Genomic DNA, 19100 nt, shown 5'->3' on the forward strand with positions numbered 1-19100 from the left:
CCAATTAGTCTTGCGCCTGGATTTTGCATACTGCCAAGATATCTTCCGCATTTTGTGCCTCAAGCGCTGCAGTTATTTTTTGCGCTAATCCAGCGCCATCCATCGCAGCACCATACACCTCTGCTTTTGCGACACGCAGCCCATCAGGTGTCGCAACCATAGCACGCAAATGCATATCTACACCGTTAATGATGGCGTAGGCCGCCAAAGGAATCTGGCAACTTCCACCAAACGCTTTTGAAATCGCCCGTTCTGCATGCACTGCCTGCGCGGTCGGCACGTGGTTCAATGGCGCAAGCCATGCCGCAAGTTCGGGGCGATTATCTGGAATTTCAATTGCCATCGCACCCTGTCCAGCTGCTGGCAAACTTTCTTCTGGCTCCAGATAAGCAGCAATACGCTGCGACAATCCAAGACGCTTCAAGCCAGCTGCAGCAAGAATTATGGCAGCGTAATCACCGTCATCTAATTTGCGCAAGCGAGTATCGAGATTGCCACGTAAAGGCTTGATGATCAAATGTGGAAAACGGGCCGATATTAACGCTTGGCGACGCAGGCTGCTGGTACCGACAATCGACCCTTCAGGTAGATTATCTAACGATGAATAGAGATTTGAGACAAATGCATCGCGCGGATCTTCACGCTCGAGGACCGCAGCCAGTGCAAATCCATCTGGCAAATCCATCGGCACATCTTTGAGCGAATGCACCGCCAAATCCGCAGCGCCGTCAGCCATGGCGACTTCTAGCTCTTTGACAAACAAGCCCTTTCCACCCACTTTCGAGAGTGCTCGATCCAGAATTTGATCACCACGAGTGGTCATTCCTAAAATTTCAACCACACAATCTGGATACAAACCCATAAGGCGATCACGGACATTCTCTGCCTGCCACATAGCAAGACGACTCTCACGTGAAGCAATAACTAATTTTTTAGGAGAAACAACGGTCAAGGTAGATATCTTTCTATTTACGTAAATGGCAATAAATCGTACGGCAATAGGCCATACAACGCCGTTATCGGCAATTTTACCATTTCAGACTCATGATTCTGGCGACAAGACACGGTAAAATCGACAGAGTTTTTGACAAATATACCCAAACTTGACACATATTCTTTAGTAACGGCATCATAGTGTCCTAATTAGACGCAGATTTTAAAGATGCCGCCATGATTGAGCGGCATTTTTTTACGTAAACGCCGAAATCAACAGAATACGTTAGCAGCAAATACGACACAAACACGACTCAAGACCGCTTTAAGCACGAAAGTGATGGAATATCTATGCAAGCAAGTACCCCAGAAAATAAAAACCACCTTATTCTGACAGGTGATCGTCCGACCGGCCCTCTGCACCTTGGCCACTTTGTAGGCAGCCTACGCAACCGCGTCAAATATCAGCATCAGTATCAGCAGTACATCATGCTCGCCGATGCACAGGCGTTAACCGATAACATGGATGATCCAGCAAAAGTACATAACAATGTACTGGAAGTTGCCTTGGACTATCTCGCAGTAGGTATCGATCCGACAAAATCAACGATTTTCATTCAGTCACAGATTCCGGAATTAACCGAACTGACGTTTTACTACCTTAATTTGGTTTCAGTAGCCCGTCTTGAACGCAATCCAACGATCAAACAAGAAATCATCCTGAGAAACTTTGAACGTGATATCCCTGCAGGCTTCCTGACCTACCCTGTCAGCCAAGCGGCGGACATCACAGCATTTAAAGCGAGCCTCGTTCCTGTCGGGGAAGATCAGATTCCGATGATTGAACAGACCAATGAAATTGTTCGCCGCTTCAACCGTCTGGTCAATAAAGATATTCTCGTTGAATGTCAGGCTCTGGTACCAGAGATCGGCCGCCTGCCGGGTATTGATGGTAAGGCAAAAATGAGTAAATCCTTGGGCAATACGATTAACCTTGGTGCCAGTGCAGCAGAAATTAAAGCGGCCGTCCGCAATGTGTATACAGACCCACTGCATCTACGCGTTGCTGACCCTGGACATCTTGAAGGGAACGTTGCGTTTATCTACCTCGATGCATTCGATGAAGATAAAGAAGGCCTGCAAACCATGAAGGATCATTATGTCCGTGGCGGCCTCGGTGATAGCGTCGTCAAATCTAGACTGGAAGGCATCTTACAAGATCTGATCGCCCCCATCCGTGAGCGACGCGAAGAGTTCGCCAAAGACCGCGGCCAAGTATTGCAAATGCTCAAAGAAGGCACTCGCAAGGCACGCGAAATTGCCGCGCAGACCACTGACGAAGTAAAAGCTGCTATTGGCTTAAAACATTTCTAAAGCAACAAGACGTTTCTGCACAGTCTCTGTCGACTTGCGATCCAGATAGGCACCTGCCTCAGATGGCCCTCACGTGGCGTCATCTGAGGCATTTTTATTTTGGATTCGATAAAGGACTGCACACCCTTCATTGACAATACTCGATCGATTCGCTAACTTAAAACTTGTTCTTTATCAAAAGAACAAACGCGAAAATAGCGCATGATGAATCAACTCAATGATGCATTAATGGTGCATTTACAAAGGACATTTTATGTACACCAAAATCCTACTGCCAACTGACGGTTCTGAATTGGCCACCGCGACTATTCGCGAGGGCATTGAATTCGCAAAACAAATCAATGCGAAAGTCGTTGCCCTATTCGTCGCTAGTAATTATCAATATCCGATTTATATCGACATCATTCCACCAAACACTCCGACCGAAGAAGAATATCAGGCGGCAATGAGAAGTTACGGGGGAGCGTACCTCGACGCTGCTAAGTTCGTCGCCGAACAGGCTAGCGTACCATTTGAGGGTCTGGTCCAATTTAATGATTCTGCTGCCAAAGAAATCGTTCATACCGCTCAAGAGCACAATTGCGATTTAATCTTTATGGGCTCCCACGGCCGTAGTGGCGTCGGCAGTTTATTACTAGGAAGCACGACAGCCAAGGTGTTGTCTTTATGCAATATACCAGTACTGGTTCACCGCACCAAAAACCACTGAAAACGGCTTTTTTCTGGGATACAACATCCTTGAACGTGGTTGTACAGTACAATAGTGTATGCCTTGCAACTTTCCTTGCAATGAACCTTTACTATGTACTCATTCAATGATTCGTATTCTGATTGCCGATGACCATACCATCATGCGTGAAGGTTTAAAACGCATCCTTGATGGCAACGATGACATTCTCGTCGTTGCAGAAGCGATAGATGGTTTTGATACCTTAGATAAAGTCAGAAGTGTTACGTTTGACGTATTGCTGATGGATTTATCGATGCCAGGCCGCAGTGGCGTGGATTTGATTCGTCAGATTAAAGATGAGTTTCCAAAACTACCGATTCTGATCTTGACCATGCACGAAGAAGAACAGTATGCAGTGCGTGCTATTCGTGCAGGTGCGCGCGGTTACCTAACCAAAGAAAGTGCAGGCACCCAATTGGTGACAGCATTACGCAAGGTTGCCTCAGGACGCCCGTATATCAGCATTGAGGTAGCAGAACAACTTGCAATGAATGCAATGCCGGCCGATGACAACTTGCCTCACGTCAGCTTATCGGATCGCGAATTTGAAGTATTCACGCATTTGGTCAAAGGTAAGACCATTACCGAAATCGGCGATCTTTTGCATCTCAGTGTAAAAACGGTCAGTACGCATAAAATGCGGATCATGCAAAAAATGAACATGAATAATATATCAGACCTTGTTCAGTACGCCGTGGCGCACCATTTACTGACGCCGAACGCCTAACGCGTCAGCCGTTTCTCCCATCCCCCCACCTTTTTGTAGGAAAACTCCTACAACATCAGCAAATAATCCGATAGATCAAATCAGCATCTCCTGATTTAAATCAACACGTAGATTCGCGATAATGAACACAAGCAAACAAAGCGGTGTTCATCCTCCAAAGCATCATGAATTTATTTATCGTCGAAGACTCTGTCCTGATTCAGAATCGGTTAATCCGGTTCGTTGAAGAAGTTCCAGGCATCCATGTTATTGGCGTATCAGGCGATATTGAATCTGCTTTTGAGAGAGTCCTTAATAGCGAAACCGATGCAATCATCCTCGATCTCCAATTGGGTACTGGCAATGGTTTGCAACTATTAAAAAGCATTAAGCAAAGAAAACCCTTAGTAAAAATCGTTGTTCTGACTAACCACTCAACTGATGACAATCGCCAACATGCGATGCGTGCCGGTGCTGATGGTTTTTTGGATAAATCAACTGACTTTGAACGGATACCAGATTTTCTGCACCGTTGGCAAATACCGAATTTCTCAAATCACATTAATTAATACTTTGCATCTTACTCTCTGGAGACTCACATGACTACAGCAGCGCTTTCATCCCGCCAATCAAGCCTGAGAACACCAGTTAACAAGGCTCTCTTGTCCACCAACATCAACGAGGCTGGCTGGCGTTGTCATGGTAACTTATGGTCCAATTTGCGTGAGGTATGCGATTTATTGCACATCGCAGCGCCAGCCAGTTCATCCAATGAAGAAATTCTGTTTCAACATGTACGCTTCAAAGCAGGTCAACGCATTCACACGATTGGTCAAAGTTTTGATACGCTTTATATTGTGAATTCTGGCTTCCTGAAAACTGTGCTGATTGATGAATATGGTAATGAGCAAGTATTGAGCTTTCCAATGAAAGGCGACTTACTGGGTATCGATGGTATTCATTCGCAGCACCATGCTTCTGAGGCAGTTGCTTTATCTGATTGCGACGTCATTCTACTGCCATACAAAGCATTCACTGCTTTAGGTCATACTTACGCTGAATTGGAGCATGCCATGTTCAATGTAATGAGCCGCGAGTTGGTTCGTGAACAGTTAATGATCGGCATGTTAAGCGCGTTGAGTGCTGAAGCAAAAGTGGCCCGTTTCCTGACCAATCTTGGCGACCGTTTCAGTCAATTAGGCTACTCTGGTCGTTCATTTAACCTGCGCATGACACGTCACGAAATCGGCAGCTACCTAGGTCTGACTTTGGAAACAGTCAGCCGTACATTGTCCGCTTTCAATGAAATGGGTTTGATCAGTGTTGACCAACGCGAAATCTGCCTGCTCGACCCAACAACCCTTAAAACCTTGCGCCGCTTGCCACCGGCAAAAGCACGCAGTAAAGTCAGCGAGAAAGTCTCGTCTCTGGTTGGCAAAAAATTATTGCAACAATGGAGTTCTGAAGCCGCAGTTGCAGTATAAATGAAGTAAGCTAAACCACAGAATCAAAAAAGCACGAAGTGTCGTCCTTCTATTGATAAAAAGCGGGCCAGCCAAAAAATGGCTCCACCTGCGCTACGTTAAGGAGCAATGTCATGTCATATAAAACCATCCTCGTCCATGTCGATGAATCTGATCGTTCACAAATAAGAGTCAAGTTTGCCGCAGATATTGCACGTAGCGAAGACGCGCATCTGGTTGGTACGGCAGTTACGGGCGTCTCCCGATTTATTTACCAAGATGGGAATATCAGTGCCAGTGATCCAAATTTAACAATTCATCTGAATTTTTTAAAAGAACGTGCTGAGAGAGCTGTCGAAGAATTTAACAAAATCGTCGATCATATCGGTGTGCCGTCTTTTGAATCTTCTATTGCCAATGATGAAGCAGGTGGTGGCATTGGTTTGCAAGCGCGTTATAGCGACTTGGTTGTACTTGGTCAAACCAATCGCGATGAACCCTCCCCTTCCGTACTTCCCGACTTTCCAGAGTACATTGTGCTTAACTCTGGGCGTCCAGCATTAATTATTCCTTATGCTGGTGACTTTCATTCGGTTGGTAAACGTCCCCTTATCTCATGGGATGCCAGCAGAGAAGCGACCAGAGCGGTAACCGATGCGATTCCCCTCCTAAAAAAAGCCGATTTGGTGCAGGTAGCAATTTTCAACACCAAAGCAACACCAGATGCACATGGCGAGCAACCTGGGGCGGATATTGCTCTCTATCTTGCAAGACATGGCATCAAAGTCGAAGTATCAGTACATAAAACTTCAACAGATATTGGTAATGCCTTGCTGTCGCTGGCGAACGATCTTAATAGCGACATGATAGTGATGGGCGGCTATGGTCATTCACGCTTCAGAGAGATGATTATGGGCGGCGTAACAAGAACTATTCTTGAGAGCATGACAGTTCCGGTATTTATGTCTCACTGAGTTTAGGTTTTGCCTCATGCAGGACTGGCGAAACGAATAACGACAACAAAGGCGCTCGATGATTCGGACGCCTTTTTTAATTCATCAGCCGCTATTTTTTGGGAAATTGCCTTTAAAATAGATCGCCGGAAATCAATTTTCACGAGTTCAGTGCTGCTGACAACGTTAAAGAACAAAAAACAGCAGCTACCGTCAATATGCAATCGACAGAACCAGGCGTTGTCACTTTTATCCAATCTACTTGACGCATTCCATGCCCCATTCAATCTCCAACATCAGCTTCAGACTCACACGGGCTAGCTGGTTAATCAGCATTTTACTCGTCATCTCCGTTATTTTATGGGGTAGTCAGGGACGACTCTCCTTTATCGGCGTCACACACCCACTGTCGATGCATACTTTTTTAGAAACGGTCACTATCGTCATCTTTGCCTCGGTTTTTATTGTGTGCTGGAACGCGTTTGGCGATACACGAAAAAAAAGTAGCGCAATTTTAGCCGTGGCCTTTTTATGCACTGCAATCTTGGGTTTTTTGCACTCAATAACCTTCCAAGGCATGCCTGGATTTGAGACCGCTATCGATATGCATAAGTCGCTGAGTTTTTGGCTAGCATCACGCACTATCATCTCAGCAACACTACTTGGCTTAGCCTTAGATCCTAAAGATACTGATTTCAGCCAAAAACAATCGTACCTTACCTTGTCGATTGGATTGTTTTCTACGCTGTTCATCGCCACCATCATTTTTATCCATCCCACTACTTTACCCCTAACTTTTAATGAAGGTGCAGGGCAAACCGTTTTCAAAATCGGATACGAAATGGGGCTAGTGCTGCTTAACTGCGTGACAGCCCTCTTGTTTTACAAACATGCACTACGTTTTGAGACAGACAAAAGAGCTGAACATATCCATATCGACCGCATACCATTATTTTTTGCCAGTGCGTTAATGGCCATGTCGGAAGTATATTTTTCACTTTATTCGTCGACCGGCGACATCAACATTGTAATTGGCCACTCTTTTCAGCTATTAGCGGCGATCGCTATCTATCGTAGTATGGTCGCAGTAAATATTCATACGCCTTATTCCGCCTTGATAAAAACAGCAGCACATCTGGTCACGTCAACCGAAGAATTGACACTGCAACGTGAACGACTGAGTCGCATGATTGATACAGCCATTGATGGAATTATTACCGTCAACGAAAAACAAATTATCGTTATCGCCAACCCTGCCGCTGCCGTCATTTTTGGATATCCGGCGAACAGTCTTATCGGCGCACCACTGAGTCAACTCATCCCTATGCGCCACAGGCATAACCATGGCAATCACATGAAAGCATTTGGTGAGGCAGGAACCACCCGCCGAAAAATGGGAAACCATTACGAAGATTTCTACGTAACAGGCAGCAAAGCCGATGGCGAAGAATTTCCGATTGAGGCCTCAATTGCGCACCAAATGGAAAAAGGCGAGCGCTTCTACACTGTTATTTTCAGGGATATTACAGACAGAAAAATTGCTAAAGAAAAAATGGCAGCCTATCACTCACAACTCAGCCAGTTATCAAACACCCTGCAAAGCATCCGCGAAGAGGAACGCAAACATATCGCCCGCGAATTACATGACGACCTAGGACAACTGCTGGCTGCGCTCAGGATGGACTTATCGTTACTACAGAGAGACCAGCAACTAGTCGAAACTAATCAGCTAACGATCAACAGCATGGATCATCTAATCCTGACAGCGATTACCACCCTGCGCCGGATCGCGACTGATTTAAGACCGCGCGCGCTGGATGAAGGTGGCTTATTTTTTGCCCTACAAACATTACAAAAAGATTTTTCACATAGGCATAACATTGACTGTGATCTCATCGCTAATGAAGAGCTACTGACCCTTGACGATGCACGTAGCACGGCTATTTTTAGAATCGTTCAGGAATCGCTGACGAACGTCGCTCGTCATGCACAGGCAAACGAAGTCCAGATAGAATTCCATCGAAGTAGCGAACAACTGCGCTTTACCATTTCTGACAACGGTAAAGGTATCGATGAATCAGACATGCAAAAAACACAATCTTTCGGTTTGGTCGGTATGCGTGAACGCGTCAAAGCAATGCATGGAGAGTTTAACGTTGTGAGTGATGTGAATGAAGGGACAACTTTATTTATAGAGTTACCCTTAGCCGATTCTGACAATGAAGACAACTAGGTTAAATATGAAAAAATTTTGGCATCTGCACAAAAAAAGAACTATCCTGGGAACACGTTCGTATCGTCCTTCCTAGCATTTAACCGGAGTTAATGATGTCCATTTCTTCACTTAGCAGTGGCTTGTCTGGCTTGATTGCCAACACTAAAGCGCTTGATAGCACGGCTAACAACATTGCGAACGTCAATACAAATGGATATCAACCTGAGGTCGCTAATTTTGAACAGGGGTCAAATAATGGCGTGACTGTTCATATCAGCAAAGCCGGTGCGGCGGCCGCATCGACTGATAGCCAGAGTGGCACCGATTTAGCAAAAGAAACGGTGAATTCAATTCAGTATGCGGCCAGCTTTAAGCTCAATGCGCACGTTGTGAAAACAGCGGATCAGGTAATGGGAACCTTAATCAATACCAAAGCATAAACAACGCGCCCCCCCCCCAACACAACACGCCTTAGCGTGATCAGCACGAAGCAACAATATTTACGTCGCTGGGATAACGCATAGAAATGACGGCATCTGGTGCATATCGAAATACCATAGGCCGAGTGCGCCAATCGATATGAGAGTGACCCCACCCATATTCCTTAACCAGGCTGGAACGTGTCCTCTGTTTGCAATAGCAAACAGACCTTGACTAAACAATAAATGCGGCAACGCGCTGAGTCCAAAAAGCAGCATCAACATGGCACCAGCAAACCAGTCACCAGAAAGCAAAGCAAATGGGATAACGCTATAGAGCAAACCACACGGCAAACATCCCCATGCCAACCCTGTTAAAAATGGATAACGGATGCCATTTTTCAGCGACGGCAGCTTACTAAAAAATCGCTGTTGCCAAGTCGAAAAGAAATGACTTAACCATTGAAATGGTACAGTCACACCCAATACCCTTATCCCTAAAGCAACCAAAGCCAGATTTCCAAACACAAACAAGAACTGCTGGGCGGGCAGATAAGGTCGCAAGATCAGACCAGCGTTACCTAAACCACCAAATAAAGCGCCCACTAACATGTAGGTTGAAATCCGCCCAGATTGCAATAACAACTGAAAGGACAACGACGAGCGATTCACCGCAAGTGAACTGACGCGGGAGGCATCTCGAACTGCGTTATCGGCATGGATAGGGATGATCTTTTCACGGCGGATTCCTGCCTGGTTCAACAGCGTCGAGATCCCTCCACACATACCAATGCAGTGCACGCCACCAGCGACACCAGCAGTGATTGCAGCAAGTGCCAAAGGCAGAGTCAACATAGAGTTAAATTAAACGTGAGTATTTGGCCGCAGTTTGTTTCGCCAGATAGCCATCAAATGCCATACCAAATGCTCTAACAAATAAACGCCCCTTCGGCAATACACGAATACCAGCATCACTGATACCAACTAATCCCTCCGATGCGTATGCCTGCATCTGACGTAATTCAGTATCAAAATAGTCATTAAAGGAAATGCCAAACTGACTTTCAACATCACTGAAATTGACGCCCGTACTACACATCATATCCATAATAATTTGGCGACGCATCAGATCATCCTGATTCAGGTCGAATCCCTTCTCCACTGGCAACTTACCGTGATCTAGGCACGCATAATATTCATCGAGCGTCCGTAAGTTTTGTACGTAAGAATTGCCCACCTTGCCAATCGCCGACAATCCAAGCGCTATCAGATCGCAGTCAGAGCGGGTGGTGTAGCCCTGAAAGTTTCTGTGCAAACTTCCATCGAGCGTGGCTTTAGCGAGGCTATCATCCGGTTTTGCAAAATGATCAAGACCAATATAGACATAGCCTTCCGCAAGCAACCGACGCAGGGACATCAGAAAAATTTCAAGACGTTGTTCGGCAGAAGGCAAATCCGCTTCTGCGATACGACGTTGTGGCTTAAAGCGTGTCGGCAAATGTGCGTAGTTGTATAACGCAATGCGGTCCGGCGACAGACTGATAACCTGATCCAGCGTTCTGGAAAAACTTTCTAATGATTGTTTTGGTAGTCCATATATCAAATCAAAATTAATCGATTCAAAGCCAAAGCGACGACTCTCTTGTATGGTGCGTGCCACCATATCAAACTCCTGAATCCGATGGACTGCTTTTTGCACATCAGGGTCAAAGTCCTGCACGCCGAGACTGGTGCGATTAAAACCGATTTCTTGCAGAATTTCGAGTGATTCAGAGGTGACCGTCCGTGGATCGATTTCAATCGAAATCTCAGCATCATCCGTAAAGTCAAAATGCTGGCGCAGCATCGCCATTAACTGACGCATTTCGTCGTGACTGAGGAAAGTCGGCGTACCACCACCCAGATGAAGTTGGCTGAGTGTTTCGCGCTCTGCCAAATGCGCAGTGACCATCTTTAACTCTTTTTCCAGATAGGTCAGATAAATCGCTGAGCGACTACGGTCTTTGGTAATTACTTTATTACAGGCACAGTAATAACAAAGTGACGCACAAAAAGGAATATGAATATACAGCGACAGTGGCGGCTTATTGGCTAAACCACTGCGCTGTTTTAAATAGGATATGTAAGAATCAGCCGTAAAATCTGCGTGAAAACGATCTGCAGTCGGATACGAGGTGTACCGTGGACCGAAAGAGTCAAAACGTCGAATTAACTCTTCAGGTATTTCAATGGCAGGGAAAACAGCTGATTCAGTGGTATTCATAAAGTGAGTTCGATTCTAATGAGCTTTTTGCACAAGTAAGGCAGTCAAACCACTAGAAAGAATTCCGAGCAACCAAAATGCAAAAAAGCCCACCGTGTAGACGCCCGAACTATGCATTTGCAAGCGTTCATCTAACACGATCAACTCCATCGGATCAACGAGACTAAAAAATAATCCTGTGGCAGCACAGGCCATCAAAAAAGCCGGCCACAACACTATCATCAACATGGGTCGCAAAGATGCTTTGCGATGAACCAACATCGTATGTTCCATTCTCGTCCCCTTCTAGTGATTTAATAAGGACCAATACAAAACTGCTGCAGCGACATGAAGCCTCACCGAGAAAATCTTCTATCAGCCCTTTAACTTGCCAGTTAACAAATCTTAGGGAAGCGCTTCAATTATGACGCTCTTAATTGCGCAACCTTTTGCTCTGGCTCAAACCAATCGCCTGTTAGTCTCCAGTCAGATGCTTCCAACTTGAGATGAAACAATTTAACAGAGTTAGAAGAAATATTCGAGATGAGTTTTGAATCACCTTCATAAACGCCAGGGCTGACTTGTGTCATCGGCAGGCGACGAATAATTTCAGCGACCGACATACCATCCGATGCGGCACTTGCAATACTGAGTTGCAGTGAATTTGGAAATGCCCCCTTACCTTCGAGCTTCATACGGATTTTATTGCTGGTCGCATCAAAATTGAGCGTTGCGCTCATTTGCAACTCTCTCGCCTTCGCATCACGCTGAATATCCTTATCGATCATCAAGCCTTGCTTATAATAATCTTCTGCGACCACTTTATCCGAGCCAAGAAACGCCAGCGCTCCGGTAAAAATACTCGCACAAACAACTACTAACGGGCCACCAACCACCAGGAGCAACCACGGTTCTTTATACCAGTGATCTTTTTTCTTCAGAGTCAGAACGGTGCTCATTACATCTCCTTATCGTGGAACTAAAAATACAGCTTTTTCAATGACTTTAACATCCGGCGCATCCAAATCTTTAATTTCAAAGCGAATTCGATTTGAGCCAGGTTGCAACACGTTTGCTGGTACGCGGACACGGATCGGTACCGCTGTCGCGTTGGCAGATTTCACATCAACCACCTCATTGTTAAGGACGATTGCACCAGGAACCCCAACGATCTCCACACTATAGCGACGAGCAGATTCTTGCGTATTCATCACTTGCAAGCGATATACGTTTTCAATCGCCCCCATCTCGGTGATCTTAGGCATCGTCCGATCACGAATCACGTCTACTTTGAGCGGGACGTGGTAAAACAAAGAAATAGCAGTCACTAAGATAATCAGACTTAGCAAGCCAGAATAGATCAGCGTACGCATACGGAAAACCCGCGCCCACATGGCTTTCTGATCCAGCTTACGGGTAAGCGCATGTTCAGTGGTATAGCGAATCAAACCACGCTCATAACCCATTTTATCCATGACCTGGTCACAACCGTCAATACACAAGCCACAGGCAATACATTCATATTGCAAACCATTGCGGATATCAATACCCGTCGGGCATACCTGAACGCAGATACTGCAATCAACACAAGAGCCCAAGCCTTTTGCCTTGAAATCAACCTTCTTGTTACGCGAGCCACGTGGTTCGCCGCGCTCGGTATCGTAAGTAACGATCAACGTGTCCTTATCAAACATCGCACTTTGAAAGCGGGCATAAGGGCACATGTATTTACATACTTGTTCACGTAACCAGCCTGCGTTGCCGTAAGTAGCAAAACCATAAAACAACAGCCAGAAGGTTTCCCACGGGCCAAGCGCGAAATGTCCAATCTCTAACGCTAATTGTTTAATCGGCGTGAAATAGCCGACAAAAGTGAAACCAGTCCACAAACCGATTGTCAGCCAGATGAAATGCTTGACAAATTTCAGCGAGAATTTGCGCCCAGTTAAAGGACCCGCATCGAGTTTGATCCGTGCGTTCCTGTCACCTTCCACCTTACTCTCAACCCACAAAAATATTTCCGTATAAACGGTCTGCGGACAAGCGTAGCCGCAAAATAAGCGGCCTGCGATTGCTGTAAACAGAAACAGGGAGAGTGCAGAGATGACGAGTAATACCGCCAGATAAATAAAATCCTGAGGCCAGAAAACCAGGCCAAATATATAAAATTTCCGTGAAACCAAATCAAACAATACCGCTTGCCTGTCATTCCAATTCAACCAGACCGTGCCATAAAACAGCAACTGCGTTAATGCCACCATTATCCAGCGCCGGGATGCAAACCAGCCTTTCTGTGAACGTGGGTAAATCTTTTTACGCTCTTCAAACAGGGCGAGTTCAGCTTCCTCGATCGGCACTTGAATAATGGGGATTTGTTTCATTTTTTACTTCTTTTTAAAAAAACACTTACTTCACAACAGCATTTACATCAGTCGCTGGCGTAGCTGCAGAAATTTGTTTCAATGCTGCGGTATCTGCATCGGACACTTTTGCTGCACCGGTATTAGACAAACTCCAGACATACGCTGCCAGCAAATGAATCTTGCCTGGTGTCAGGATAGTTTTATGCGCCGGCATTTGATTGTTACGACCTTTATTAATCGTTTCCATAATAGTGTTGATATCACCACCATAGAGCCAGATCTTATCAGTCAGGTTTGGCGCGCCAATCACTTGACTTCCTTTGCCGTCCATGCCGTGACATGCGGCACAAGCTGCGAACTTAGGCTTACCAATTGCCGCTTTAATCGGATCATGAGCGGAATCAGAAAGGCTTAAGACATAGTTCGCGACATTGCGTACATCATCATCCGTTCCGATAACAGCACCCATTGGTGGCATCTGACCATGGCGACCTTCAGTAATGGTCAATTCAATAGTCTTAGGATCCCCACCATACAACCAGTCACTGTCCGTCAGATTTGGATAGCCTTTTCCGCCTTGCGCATCTGAACCATGACATTGAGAGCAAGTATTGAGAAACAAGCGCTGACCGATCTCATGGGCCTGTGGATCACGGGCAACATCTTTGATATCCATCGCGAGATATTTATTAAAGATAGGACCGTATTGCGCCTCACCATCCTTCATTTCCTTCTCATACTCACCTACCTGGCTCCAACCCAATGAACCCTGACGAGCTCCAAAACCAGGATATGCAATCAGATACCCAACACCAAAGATTACAGTGAGATAGAACATCCATTTCCACCATTGTGGCAATGGATTATTCTGCTCCATCAAATCGCCATCCCAAACATGCCCTGTGGTTTCCGCAGGTAAAGGTTTTCCGTCCGTTCCAACCTTAACCTTAACTTTCGATTGCGACCACAACAGCACTACGCAGGCAGCCATACTTATGGCGACAACGATGGAAATCCCTATTCCCCACCATTCATTAAAGAAATCAGCCATGACTATTTCCCATCCTCATTTTCAATTGGCAACCGAGCCATTTTCTCGAAACGCTCCTTGTTACCGGAGCTAAACGCCCAGTAGACAATGCCTAAGAATACAAACAGGCTGATCACCGTCACCACACTGCTCAGGATCGTGAAATTCATAATTTTCCCTTTCTCAAAAAGTGATAACCCAAGGAAGCACTTTTCTTAATTTTTGTTTTTAATTGCAGTTCCTAAAACTTGCAGGTAAGCGATCAACGCATCCAGCTCAGTCTTATTCTCCAGCTCAGTCGGACCACCAGCAATTTCTTCGTCGGTGTATGGAACACCCAAGGTTTTCATTGCTTTCAACTTCGGTACGATGTCAGCCGGAACCAACTGCGTTTTACCTAACCACGGATAGGCAGGCATATTTGATTCGGTCACCACTGAACGAGGATCCGTCAAGTGATCACGATGCCAGTTGTCGCTGTAACGTCCCCCAACACGTGCTAGGTCAGGGCCAGTACGTTTACTACCCCATTGGAATGGATGGTCATAAACAGATTCTCCAGCGACCGAATAGTGGCCATAACGTTCCGTTTCAGCGCGAAACGGGCGAATCATTTGCGAATGGCAGCCGTAGCAACCTTCGCGCAAATAGATGTCGCGACCAGCTAATTGCAATGGTGTGTAAGGCTTCAGACCTTGCACTGGCTGCGTGGTTGTTTTCTGAAAAAACAGCGGAACGATTTCCACCAGACCGCCGACACTGATCGTCAAAATAACCAGTATCAGCATCAAGCCGACATTACGCTCGATCAGATCATGAGTAAAATTGCGCATCAAACTTCTCCTTTTGATTTCTCTGACTTATTTCTGCTAACTATGCGTGCGCATGTGCAGCAGGCAAAGCAGGAATCGCGTTATTGACTGGCTTGGCACCCATCAACGTTTTTGCTACGTTATAGGCCATCACCACCATGCCACTCAGGTACATTGCACCACCAGTCAAACGAATCACGTAGTAAGGGAAAGTCGCTTTGACAGTTTCAACGAAGGTATAAGTTAAGGTACCGTCTTCATTCACTGCACGCCACATCAAACCTTGCATAACGCCGGCAATCCACATAGAAGCGATGTACAACACAACACCGATCGTTGCAACCCAAAAATGCACTTCAATTAAACGCTTACTGTACATTTGTGTTTGACCAAACAAACGTGGAATCAAGTAATACAAACTACCGATGGAAATAAAGCCAACCCATCCCAACGCGCCTGAATGCACGTGACCAATAGTCCAGTCAGTATAGTGAGACAAAGCGTTCACTGTTTTGATCGCCATCATAGGTCCTTCAAATGTCGACATACCGTAAAACGATAAAGACACGATAAGGAAACGCAGAATTGGATCAGAACGCAACTTACTCCACGCACCAGACAAAGTCATAATGCCGTTGACCATACCACCCCAAGACGGCGCCAACAGGATCAGCGAGAACACCATACCGATAGACTGCGCCCAATCAGGCAACGCTGTGTAGTGCAAGTGATGCGGACCCGCCCACATGTATGTGAAAATCAATGCCCAGAAGTGGACGATAGATAAACGATAAGAATAAACCGGACGTTCGATTTGCTTAGGAATGAAGTAATACATCATGCCAAGGAAACCCGCAGTCAGGAAAAAGCCGACCGCATTGTGCCCGTACCACCATTGCACCATCGCATCTTGTACACCCGAATAGGCTGAATAAGATTTCAACAGCGATACAGGAATCGCTGCACTGTTGACGATATGGAGAATCGCAACCGCAATAATGAAAGCGCCATAGAACCAGTTCGCAACGTAGATATGCTCCACCTTACGCTTGACCAAGGTTCCAAAAAACACAATGGCATACGCTACCCAAACTACGGCGATTAAGATATCAATCGGCCATTCCAATTCGGCATATTCTTTACCTTGGGTATAACCCAATGGCAAAGTAATAGCAGCAGCAACAATCACCAGTTGCCAGCCCCAGAAAGTAAATTCTGCAAGTCCGTCAGAAAACAAACGTACATTGGACGTCCGTTGAACTACGTAATAGGACGTTGCCATCAATGCACAACCGCCAAACGCAAAAATCACCGCATTGGTGTGAAGCGGTCGCAAGCGCCCATAGCTGAGCCAGGGAATTCCCGTTAAAAATTCAGGCCAGGCCAGTTGAGTCGCAATCACCACGCCTACCAGCATGCCGACTATTCCCCAAACCACAGCCATGACTGAAAATTGGCGTACAACCCGATAGTTGTATGTGTTTTCTTTAGTTATCGTCATGATCTCACTCTGTTGTAAAAATACACTGCCAGAATAACAACCGACCTCCTCTGCTACATTGATACACATCAAATATTGCAAAAATCTAAGTAACCTTCGGCCAAAGCAAGGTGTGATGACAACACATTAGGTAAAAAAAAAGCGGTGCCATATCGGCACCGCTTTTTAAGATGTTTTTTTTTCGCTTATTGCACTGGCTGCGTTGGTGCTTCCAAAGCAGCTTTATTGATGCTTACTTTTGCCTTTTTCTTCAGCAATTCGATATAAGTAAGCAACTCTTGCTGAGATTGCAAATTGGCCACTTGCGCACCTTCAGAAGCACGTTTTGCAGGATCTGGTGTACCGGCATTTACTTTAGAGATACGATAAATCGCGTAACCTGCATTACCCAAAGAGACGCCAACAAAAGCTGGCAATTTCTGTGCATCTGCTTTCATAATCTGACCCACAGCTTGGGAAGGTACGTCTTGCTGTTTAGCGCGTGATACCACCTTCACATCTGAGAAACCTGCTGTCGTATCAGCCAGTTTCAAAGCTGCAAGCTTCGCTTTACCTTCTTTTTCTGCCAAATTTTCAGCCTCAGTCTGCGTCAGACGAGCAACTATTGTGGCTTTAACCTCTTCCAGTGGGCGCTTACTTGCTGGCTTGTATTGCGCAATGCGACCAGCGATCATGGTGTTTGGTGCCACTTCGATTGCTTCCGTGTTGTGTTTTTTCTTCACAACATCATCCGAGAAGATCGCTTTGAGAAACTTCGGATTGTTCGTCAGGTTCGTTGCTGGTGCAGCTGGATTGCCTTGGCGAGTCAATTGATCCGCAGTGTCAATTTTTAATTTCAGTTTATCTGCTACAGATTTCAGACTATCAGACTGTTCGTAGACCAAGTTACCGAACGTTTCTGCTGCTTCGCCATAGGCTTTGGAGGCTTTTTGCTTTTTGATGTCTGCTGCGATTTGCGCTTTAACTTCATCCAATGGCTTGACAACCGCTGCCTTAATATCCGTCACTTCAATGATATGAAAACCAAAATCAGACTGCACGACATCACTAATTTGACCTTTAGCGAGTTTAAATGCAGCGTCTTCAAATGGTTTTACCATTGCACCCTTACCAAAGAAATCGAGATCACCACCGCGTTCAGCAGAAACAGGATCTTGTGAATTTTCTTTTGCTAATTTTGCAAATACTGACGGGTTTTTACGCACTTCAGCTAACAGGCTATCTGCTTTGGCCTTTGCTTTGGCCTTGTCTGCAGCACTCGCATCTTTAGATACAGCAATCAGAATATGGCTCGCACGGCGTTGTTCATCAACGCTGTAGGCTTTTGTATTCGATTTGTAAAATTCCTGAATTTCTGCGTCTGTTGCGGTTACCTGATCGGCCAACACATCGTTACTCAATACGACATACTCTGCCTTGATCATTTCAGGAATTTCGAACTGCGCTGCGTTTTTGTCATAGTACGCTTTAACCATGTCGTCAGTTACTTTAACCTGAGAAGTATAGTCAGCGGACTTAAATGTCAACGCCTGCACTTCACGCTCTTGCTCACCAATCAACGCAACACGTGCAGTCACGGTCTTAGGAACAATGCTGGTATTTTGCACCGCATTAATCAACTGTTCCAACGCCATATCCTGACGCAAACTTTGCTCATACATTGCTGGTGACATACCACGCGATGCCAGAATCGATTTGTACTTATCAGAATCAAAAGTACCATCCGCTCTCACCAAGCCTGGCGTTGCCAAAATTGCTTGCTGCAAAATCTGATCTGTGATCAGCAATTTGCCGCTCTTCACTTCGGCTGCAACAGCTTTTCTCGCAATCAATTCATCAAGAACGTTTTGCTTTACTTCAGGGGTGTTCATCAACTTTGGATCAAATTGTGCGCCGTATGACTGGCGGAATTTATCCAACTGATCGCGCAATGCCGCATCCAGCTCAGCTTGCATGACCTGCTGACCAGCCACCGTCGCGACCGCAGCACCAGCCGCAGCTTGCGATCTGGTGTAGCTTTCAATACCAAAGAAAGCGAACGAAGGAAAAATAATCAGCAACAATAAAAATTGCATTAAACGCTGATGGGTACGAATATATTCAAACATGTTCAACCGATCGTAGGACTAAGAGTAACAATCTCAAAATTGCGAATACAAAAAAAGGCGAACTTTCGTTCGCCTTCTCGATTTTCTGGTGGAGCCGACGGGATCGTAAAAAGTCAGCTCTCCCCCAATATAATCAAGGACTTAGCAACACCACTTAAAAAAAGCAAACAGATATTAATAAAAAAATTATTCGATCTGCTACCAATACTAAACGAACAAAGATTTTAACAGTCTTTTAATCATAGTTCTAC

General features: G+C 45.6%; 19 protein-coding genes. 8 read left to right on the forward strand and 11 right to left on the reverse strand.

The window, feature by feature from the left end:
* Window positions 1-4: 4 nt before the first annotated feature.
* Window positions 5-952: a hydroxymethylbilane synthase gene (gene hemC, locus ACO0KV_RS00810; RefSeq protein ID WP_423038935.1), complete on the reverse strand. Its 948-nt coding sequence runs from the start codon at window positions 950-952 to the stop codon at window positions 5-7.
* Between the two features lie 332 nt (window positions 953-1284).
* On the opposite strand from hemC, the gene trpS reads away from it, so the two are divergent.
* The 8 genes from trpS to ACO0KV_RS00850 all read left to right on the forward strand — a co-directional run bounded on the left by trpS (window position 1285) and on the right by ACO0KV_RS00850 (window position 8814).
* The gene (gene trpS, locus ACO0KV_RS00815) at window positions 1285-2307 is read left to right on the forward strand and encodes a tryptophan--tRNA ligase (protein WP_423038937.1); all 1023 of its coding nucleotides are present in this window, start codon (window positions 1285-1287) and stop codon (window positions 2305-2307) included.
* A 253-nt stretch (window positions 2308-2560) separates the two neighbouring features.
* Complete coding sequence (locus ACO0KV_RS00820; RefSeq protein WP_423038939.1) at window positions 2561-3016, forward strand: universal stress protein; 456 nt, start codon at window positions 2561-2563, stop codon at window positions 3014-3016.
* Between the two features lie 106 nt (window positions 3017-3122).
* Window positions 3123-3764, forward strand: a complete 642-nt coding sequence (locus ACO0KV_RS00825) for a response regulator (protein ID WP_423038941.1) — start codon at window positions 3123-3125, stop codon at window positions 3762-3764.
* Between the two features lie 164 nt (window positions 3765-3928).
* On the forward strand, window positions 3929-4312 hold the full coding sequence (locus ACO0KV_RS00830; protein ID WP_423038943.1) for a response regulator: 384 nt from the start codon (window positions 3929-3931) through the stop codon (window positions 4310-4312).
* Window positions 4313-4342: 30 nt separating this feature from the next.
* A complete protein-coding gene (locus ACO0KV_RS00835) occupies window positions 4343-5227 on the forward strand; it encodes a helix-turn-helix domain-containing protein (RefSeq protein WP_423038945.1) in 885 nt (294 codons plus the stop codon).
* A 113-nt stretch (window positions 5228-5340) separates the two neighbouring features.
* Window positions 5341-6180, forward strand: a complete 840-nt coding sequence (locus tag ACO0KV_RS00840) for a universal stress protein (protein ID WP_423038947.1) — start codon at window positions 5341-5343, stop codon at window positions 6178-6180.
* Between the two features lie 253 nt (window positions 6181-6433).
* Complete coding sequence (locus ACO0KV_RS00845) at window positions 6434-8392, forward strand: MASE3 domain-containing protein (protein WP_423038949.1); 1959 nt, start codon at window positions 6434-6436, stop codon at window positions 8390-8392.
* A 92-nt stretch (window positions 8393-8484) separates the two neighbouring features.
* Entirely contained in the window at window positions 8485-8814 is a 330-nt protein-coding gene (locus ACO0KV_RS00850; RefSeq protein ID WP_423038951.1) for a flagellar basal body protein, read from the forward strand.
* A gap of 60 nt (window positions 8815-8874) precedes the next feature.
* Here the strand turns inward: ACO0KV_RS00850 and ACO0KV_RS00855 are convergent, their stop codons facing one another.
* The 10 genes from ACO0KV_RS00855 to ACO0KV_RS00900 form a co-directional block, all read right to left on the reverse strand.
* On the reverse strand, window positions 8875-9648 hold the full coding sequence (locus ACO0KV_RS00855) for a sulfite exporter TauE/SafE family protein (protein ID WP_423038953.1): 774 nt from the start codon (window positions 9646-9648) through the stop codon (window positions 8875-8877).
* Between the two features lie 4 nt (window positions 9649-9652).
* A complete protein-coding gene (gene hemN / locus ACO0KV_RS00860) occupies window positions 9653-11056 on the reverse strand; it encodes an oxygen-independent coproporphyrinogen III oxidase (protein WP_423038955.1) in 1404 nt (467 codons plus the stop codon).
* 15 nt (window positions 11057-11071) lie between these two features.
* A complete protein-coding gene (locus ACO0KV_RS00865) occupies window positions 11072-11329 on the reverse strand; it encodes a hypothetical protein (protein ID WP_423038957.1) in 258 nt (85 codons plus the stop codon).
* Between the two features lie 128 nt (window positions 11330-11457).
* Window positions 11458-11994, reverse strand: coding sequence for a FixH family protein (locus tag ACO0KV_RS00870; protein ID WP_423038959.1), 537 nt, complete (start codon window positions 11992-11994; stop codon window positions 11458-11460).
* Between the two features lie 9 nt (window positions 11995-12003).
* Entirely contained in the window at window positions 12004-13416 is a 1413-nt protein-coding gene (gene ccoG, locus ACO0KV_RS00875; protein WP_423038961.1) for a cytochrome c oxidase accessory protein CcoG, read from the reverse strand.
* A gap of 25 nt (window positions 13417-13441) precedes the next feature.
* Window positions 13442-14449, reverse strand: coding sequence for a cytochrome-c oxidase, cbb3-type subunit III (gene ccoP / locus ACO0KV_RS00880; protein WP_423038963.1), 1008 nt, complete (start codon window positions 14447-14449; stop codon window positions 13442-13444).
* 2 nt (window positions 14450-14451) lie between these two features.
* On the reverse strand, window positions 14452-14598 hold the full coding sequence (locus ACO0KV_RS00885) for a cbb3-type cytochrome oxidase subunit 3 (RefSeq protein WP_186914101.1): 147 nt from the start codon (window positions 14596-14598) through the stop codon (window positions 14452-14454).
* 45 nt (window positions 14599-14643) lie between these two features.
* Complete coding sequence (gene ccoO, locus ACO0KV_RS00890) at window positions 14644-15261, reverse strand: cytochrome-c oxidase, cbb3-type subunit II (RefSeq protein ID WP_423038964.1); 618 nt, start codon at window positions 15259-15261, stop codon at window positions 14644-14646.
* A gap of 40 nt (window positions 15262-15301) precedes the next feature.
* Complete coding sequence (ccoN, locus tag ACO0KV_RS00895; protein WP_423038966.1) at window positions 15302-16741, reverse strand: cytochrome-c oxidase, cbb3-type subunit I; 1440 nt, start codon at window positions 16739-16741, stop codon at window positions 15302-15304.
* Window positions 16742-16926: 185 nt separating this feature from the next.
* On the reverse strand, window positions 16927-18849 hold the full coding sequence (locus ACO0KV_RS00900; protein WP_423038968.1) for a SurA N-terminal domain-containing protein: 1923 nt from the start codon (window positions 18847-18849) through the stop codon (window positions 16927-16929).
* Window positions 18850-19100 lie beyond the last annotated feature (251 nt).

The sequence above is a fragment of the Undibacterium sp. RuRC25W genome, assembly GCF_049339825.1.
GTDB lineage: Bacteria > Pseudomonadota > Gammaproteobacteria > Burkholderiales > Burkholderiaceae_D > Undibacterium.

Bases quoted from the DNA above. Each gene is read 5' to 3' on its own strand.
- ACO0KV_RS00870 (WP_423038959.1), bottom strand. From the start codon at position 11,994: ATGAGCACCGTTCTGACTCTGAAGAAAAAAGATCACTGGTATAAAGAA.
- ACO0KV_RS00840 (WP_423038947.1), top strand. From the start codon at position 5,341: ATGTCATATAAAACCATCCTCGTCCATGTCGATGAATCTGATCGTTCA.
- ACO0KV_RS00885 (WP_186914101.1), bottom strand. From the start codon at position 14,598: ATGAATTTCACGATCCTGAGCAGTGTGGTGACGGTGATCAGCCTGTTT.
- ACO0KV_RS00820 (WP_423038939.1), top strand. From the start codon at position 2,561: ATGTACACCAAAATCCTACTGCCAACTGACGGTTCTGAATTGGCCACC.
- ccoO (WP_423038964.1), bottom strand. From the start codon at position 15,261: ATGCGCAATTTTACTCATGATCTGATCGAGCGTAATGTCGGCTTGATG.
- ACO0KV_RS00855 (WP_423038953.1), bottom strand. From the start codon at position 9,648: ATGTTGACTCTGCCTTTGGCACTTGCTGCAATCACTGCTGGTGTCGCT.
- ACO0KV_RS00850 (WP_423038951.1), top strand. From the start codon at position 8,485: ATGATGTCCATTTCTTCACTTAGCAGTGGCTTGTCTGGCTTGATTGCC.
- ACO0KV_RS00835 (WP_423038945.1), top strand. From the start codon at position 4,343: ATGACTACAGCAGCGCTTTCATCCCGCCAATCAAGCCTGAGAACACCA.
- trpS (WP_423038937.1), top strand. From the start codon at position 1,285: ATGCAAGCAAGTACCCCAGAAAATAAAAACCACCTTATTCTGACAGGT.
- ACO0KV_RS00845 (WP_423038949.1), top strand. From the start codon at position 6,434: ATGCCCCATTCAATCTCCAACATCAGCTTCAGACTCACACGGGCTAGC.
- ccoG (WP_423038961.1), bottom strand. From the start codon at position 13,416: ATGAAACAAATCCCCATTATTCAAGTGCCGATCGAGGAAGCTGAACTC.
- ACO0KV_RS00865 (WP_423038957.1), bottom strand. From the start codon at position 11,329: ATGGAACATACGATGTTGGTTCATCGCAAAGCATCTTTGCGACCCATG.
- ACO0KV_RS00830 (WP_423038943.1), top strand. From the start codon at position 3,929: ATGAATTTATTTATCGTCGAAGACTCTGTCCTGATTCAGAATCGGTTA.
- ACO0KV_RS00900 (WP_423038968.1), bottom strand. From the start codon at position 18,849: ATGTTTGAATATATTCGTACCCATCAGCGTTTAATGCAATTTTTATTG.
- ccoP (WP_423038963.1), bottom strand. From the start codon at position 14,449: ATGGCTGATTTCTTTAATGAATGGTGGGGAATAGGGATTTCCATCGTT.
- ccoN (WP_423038966.1), bottom strand. From the start codon at position 16,741: ATGACGATAACTAAAGAAAACACATACAACTATCGGGTTGTACGCCAA.
- ACO0KV_RS00825 (WP_423038941.1), top strand. From the start codon at position 3,123: ATGATTCGTATTCTGATTGCCGATGACCATACCATCATGCGTGAAGGT.
- hemN (WP_423038955.1), bottom strand. From the start codon at position 11,056: ATGAATACCACTGAATCAGCTGTTTTCCCTGCCATTGAAATACCTGAA.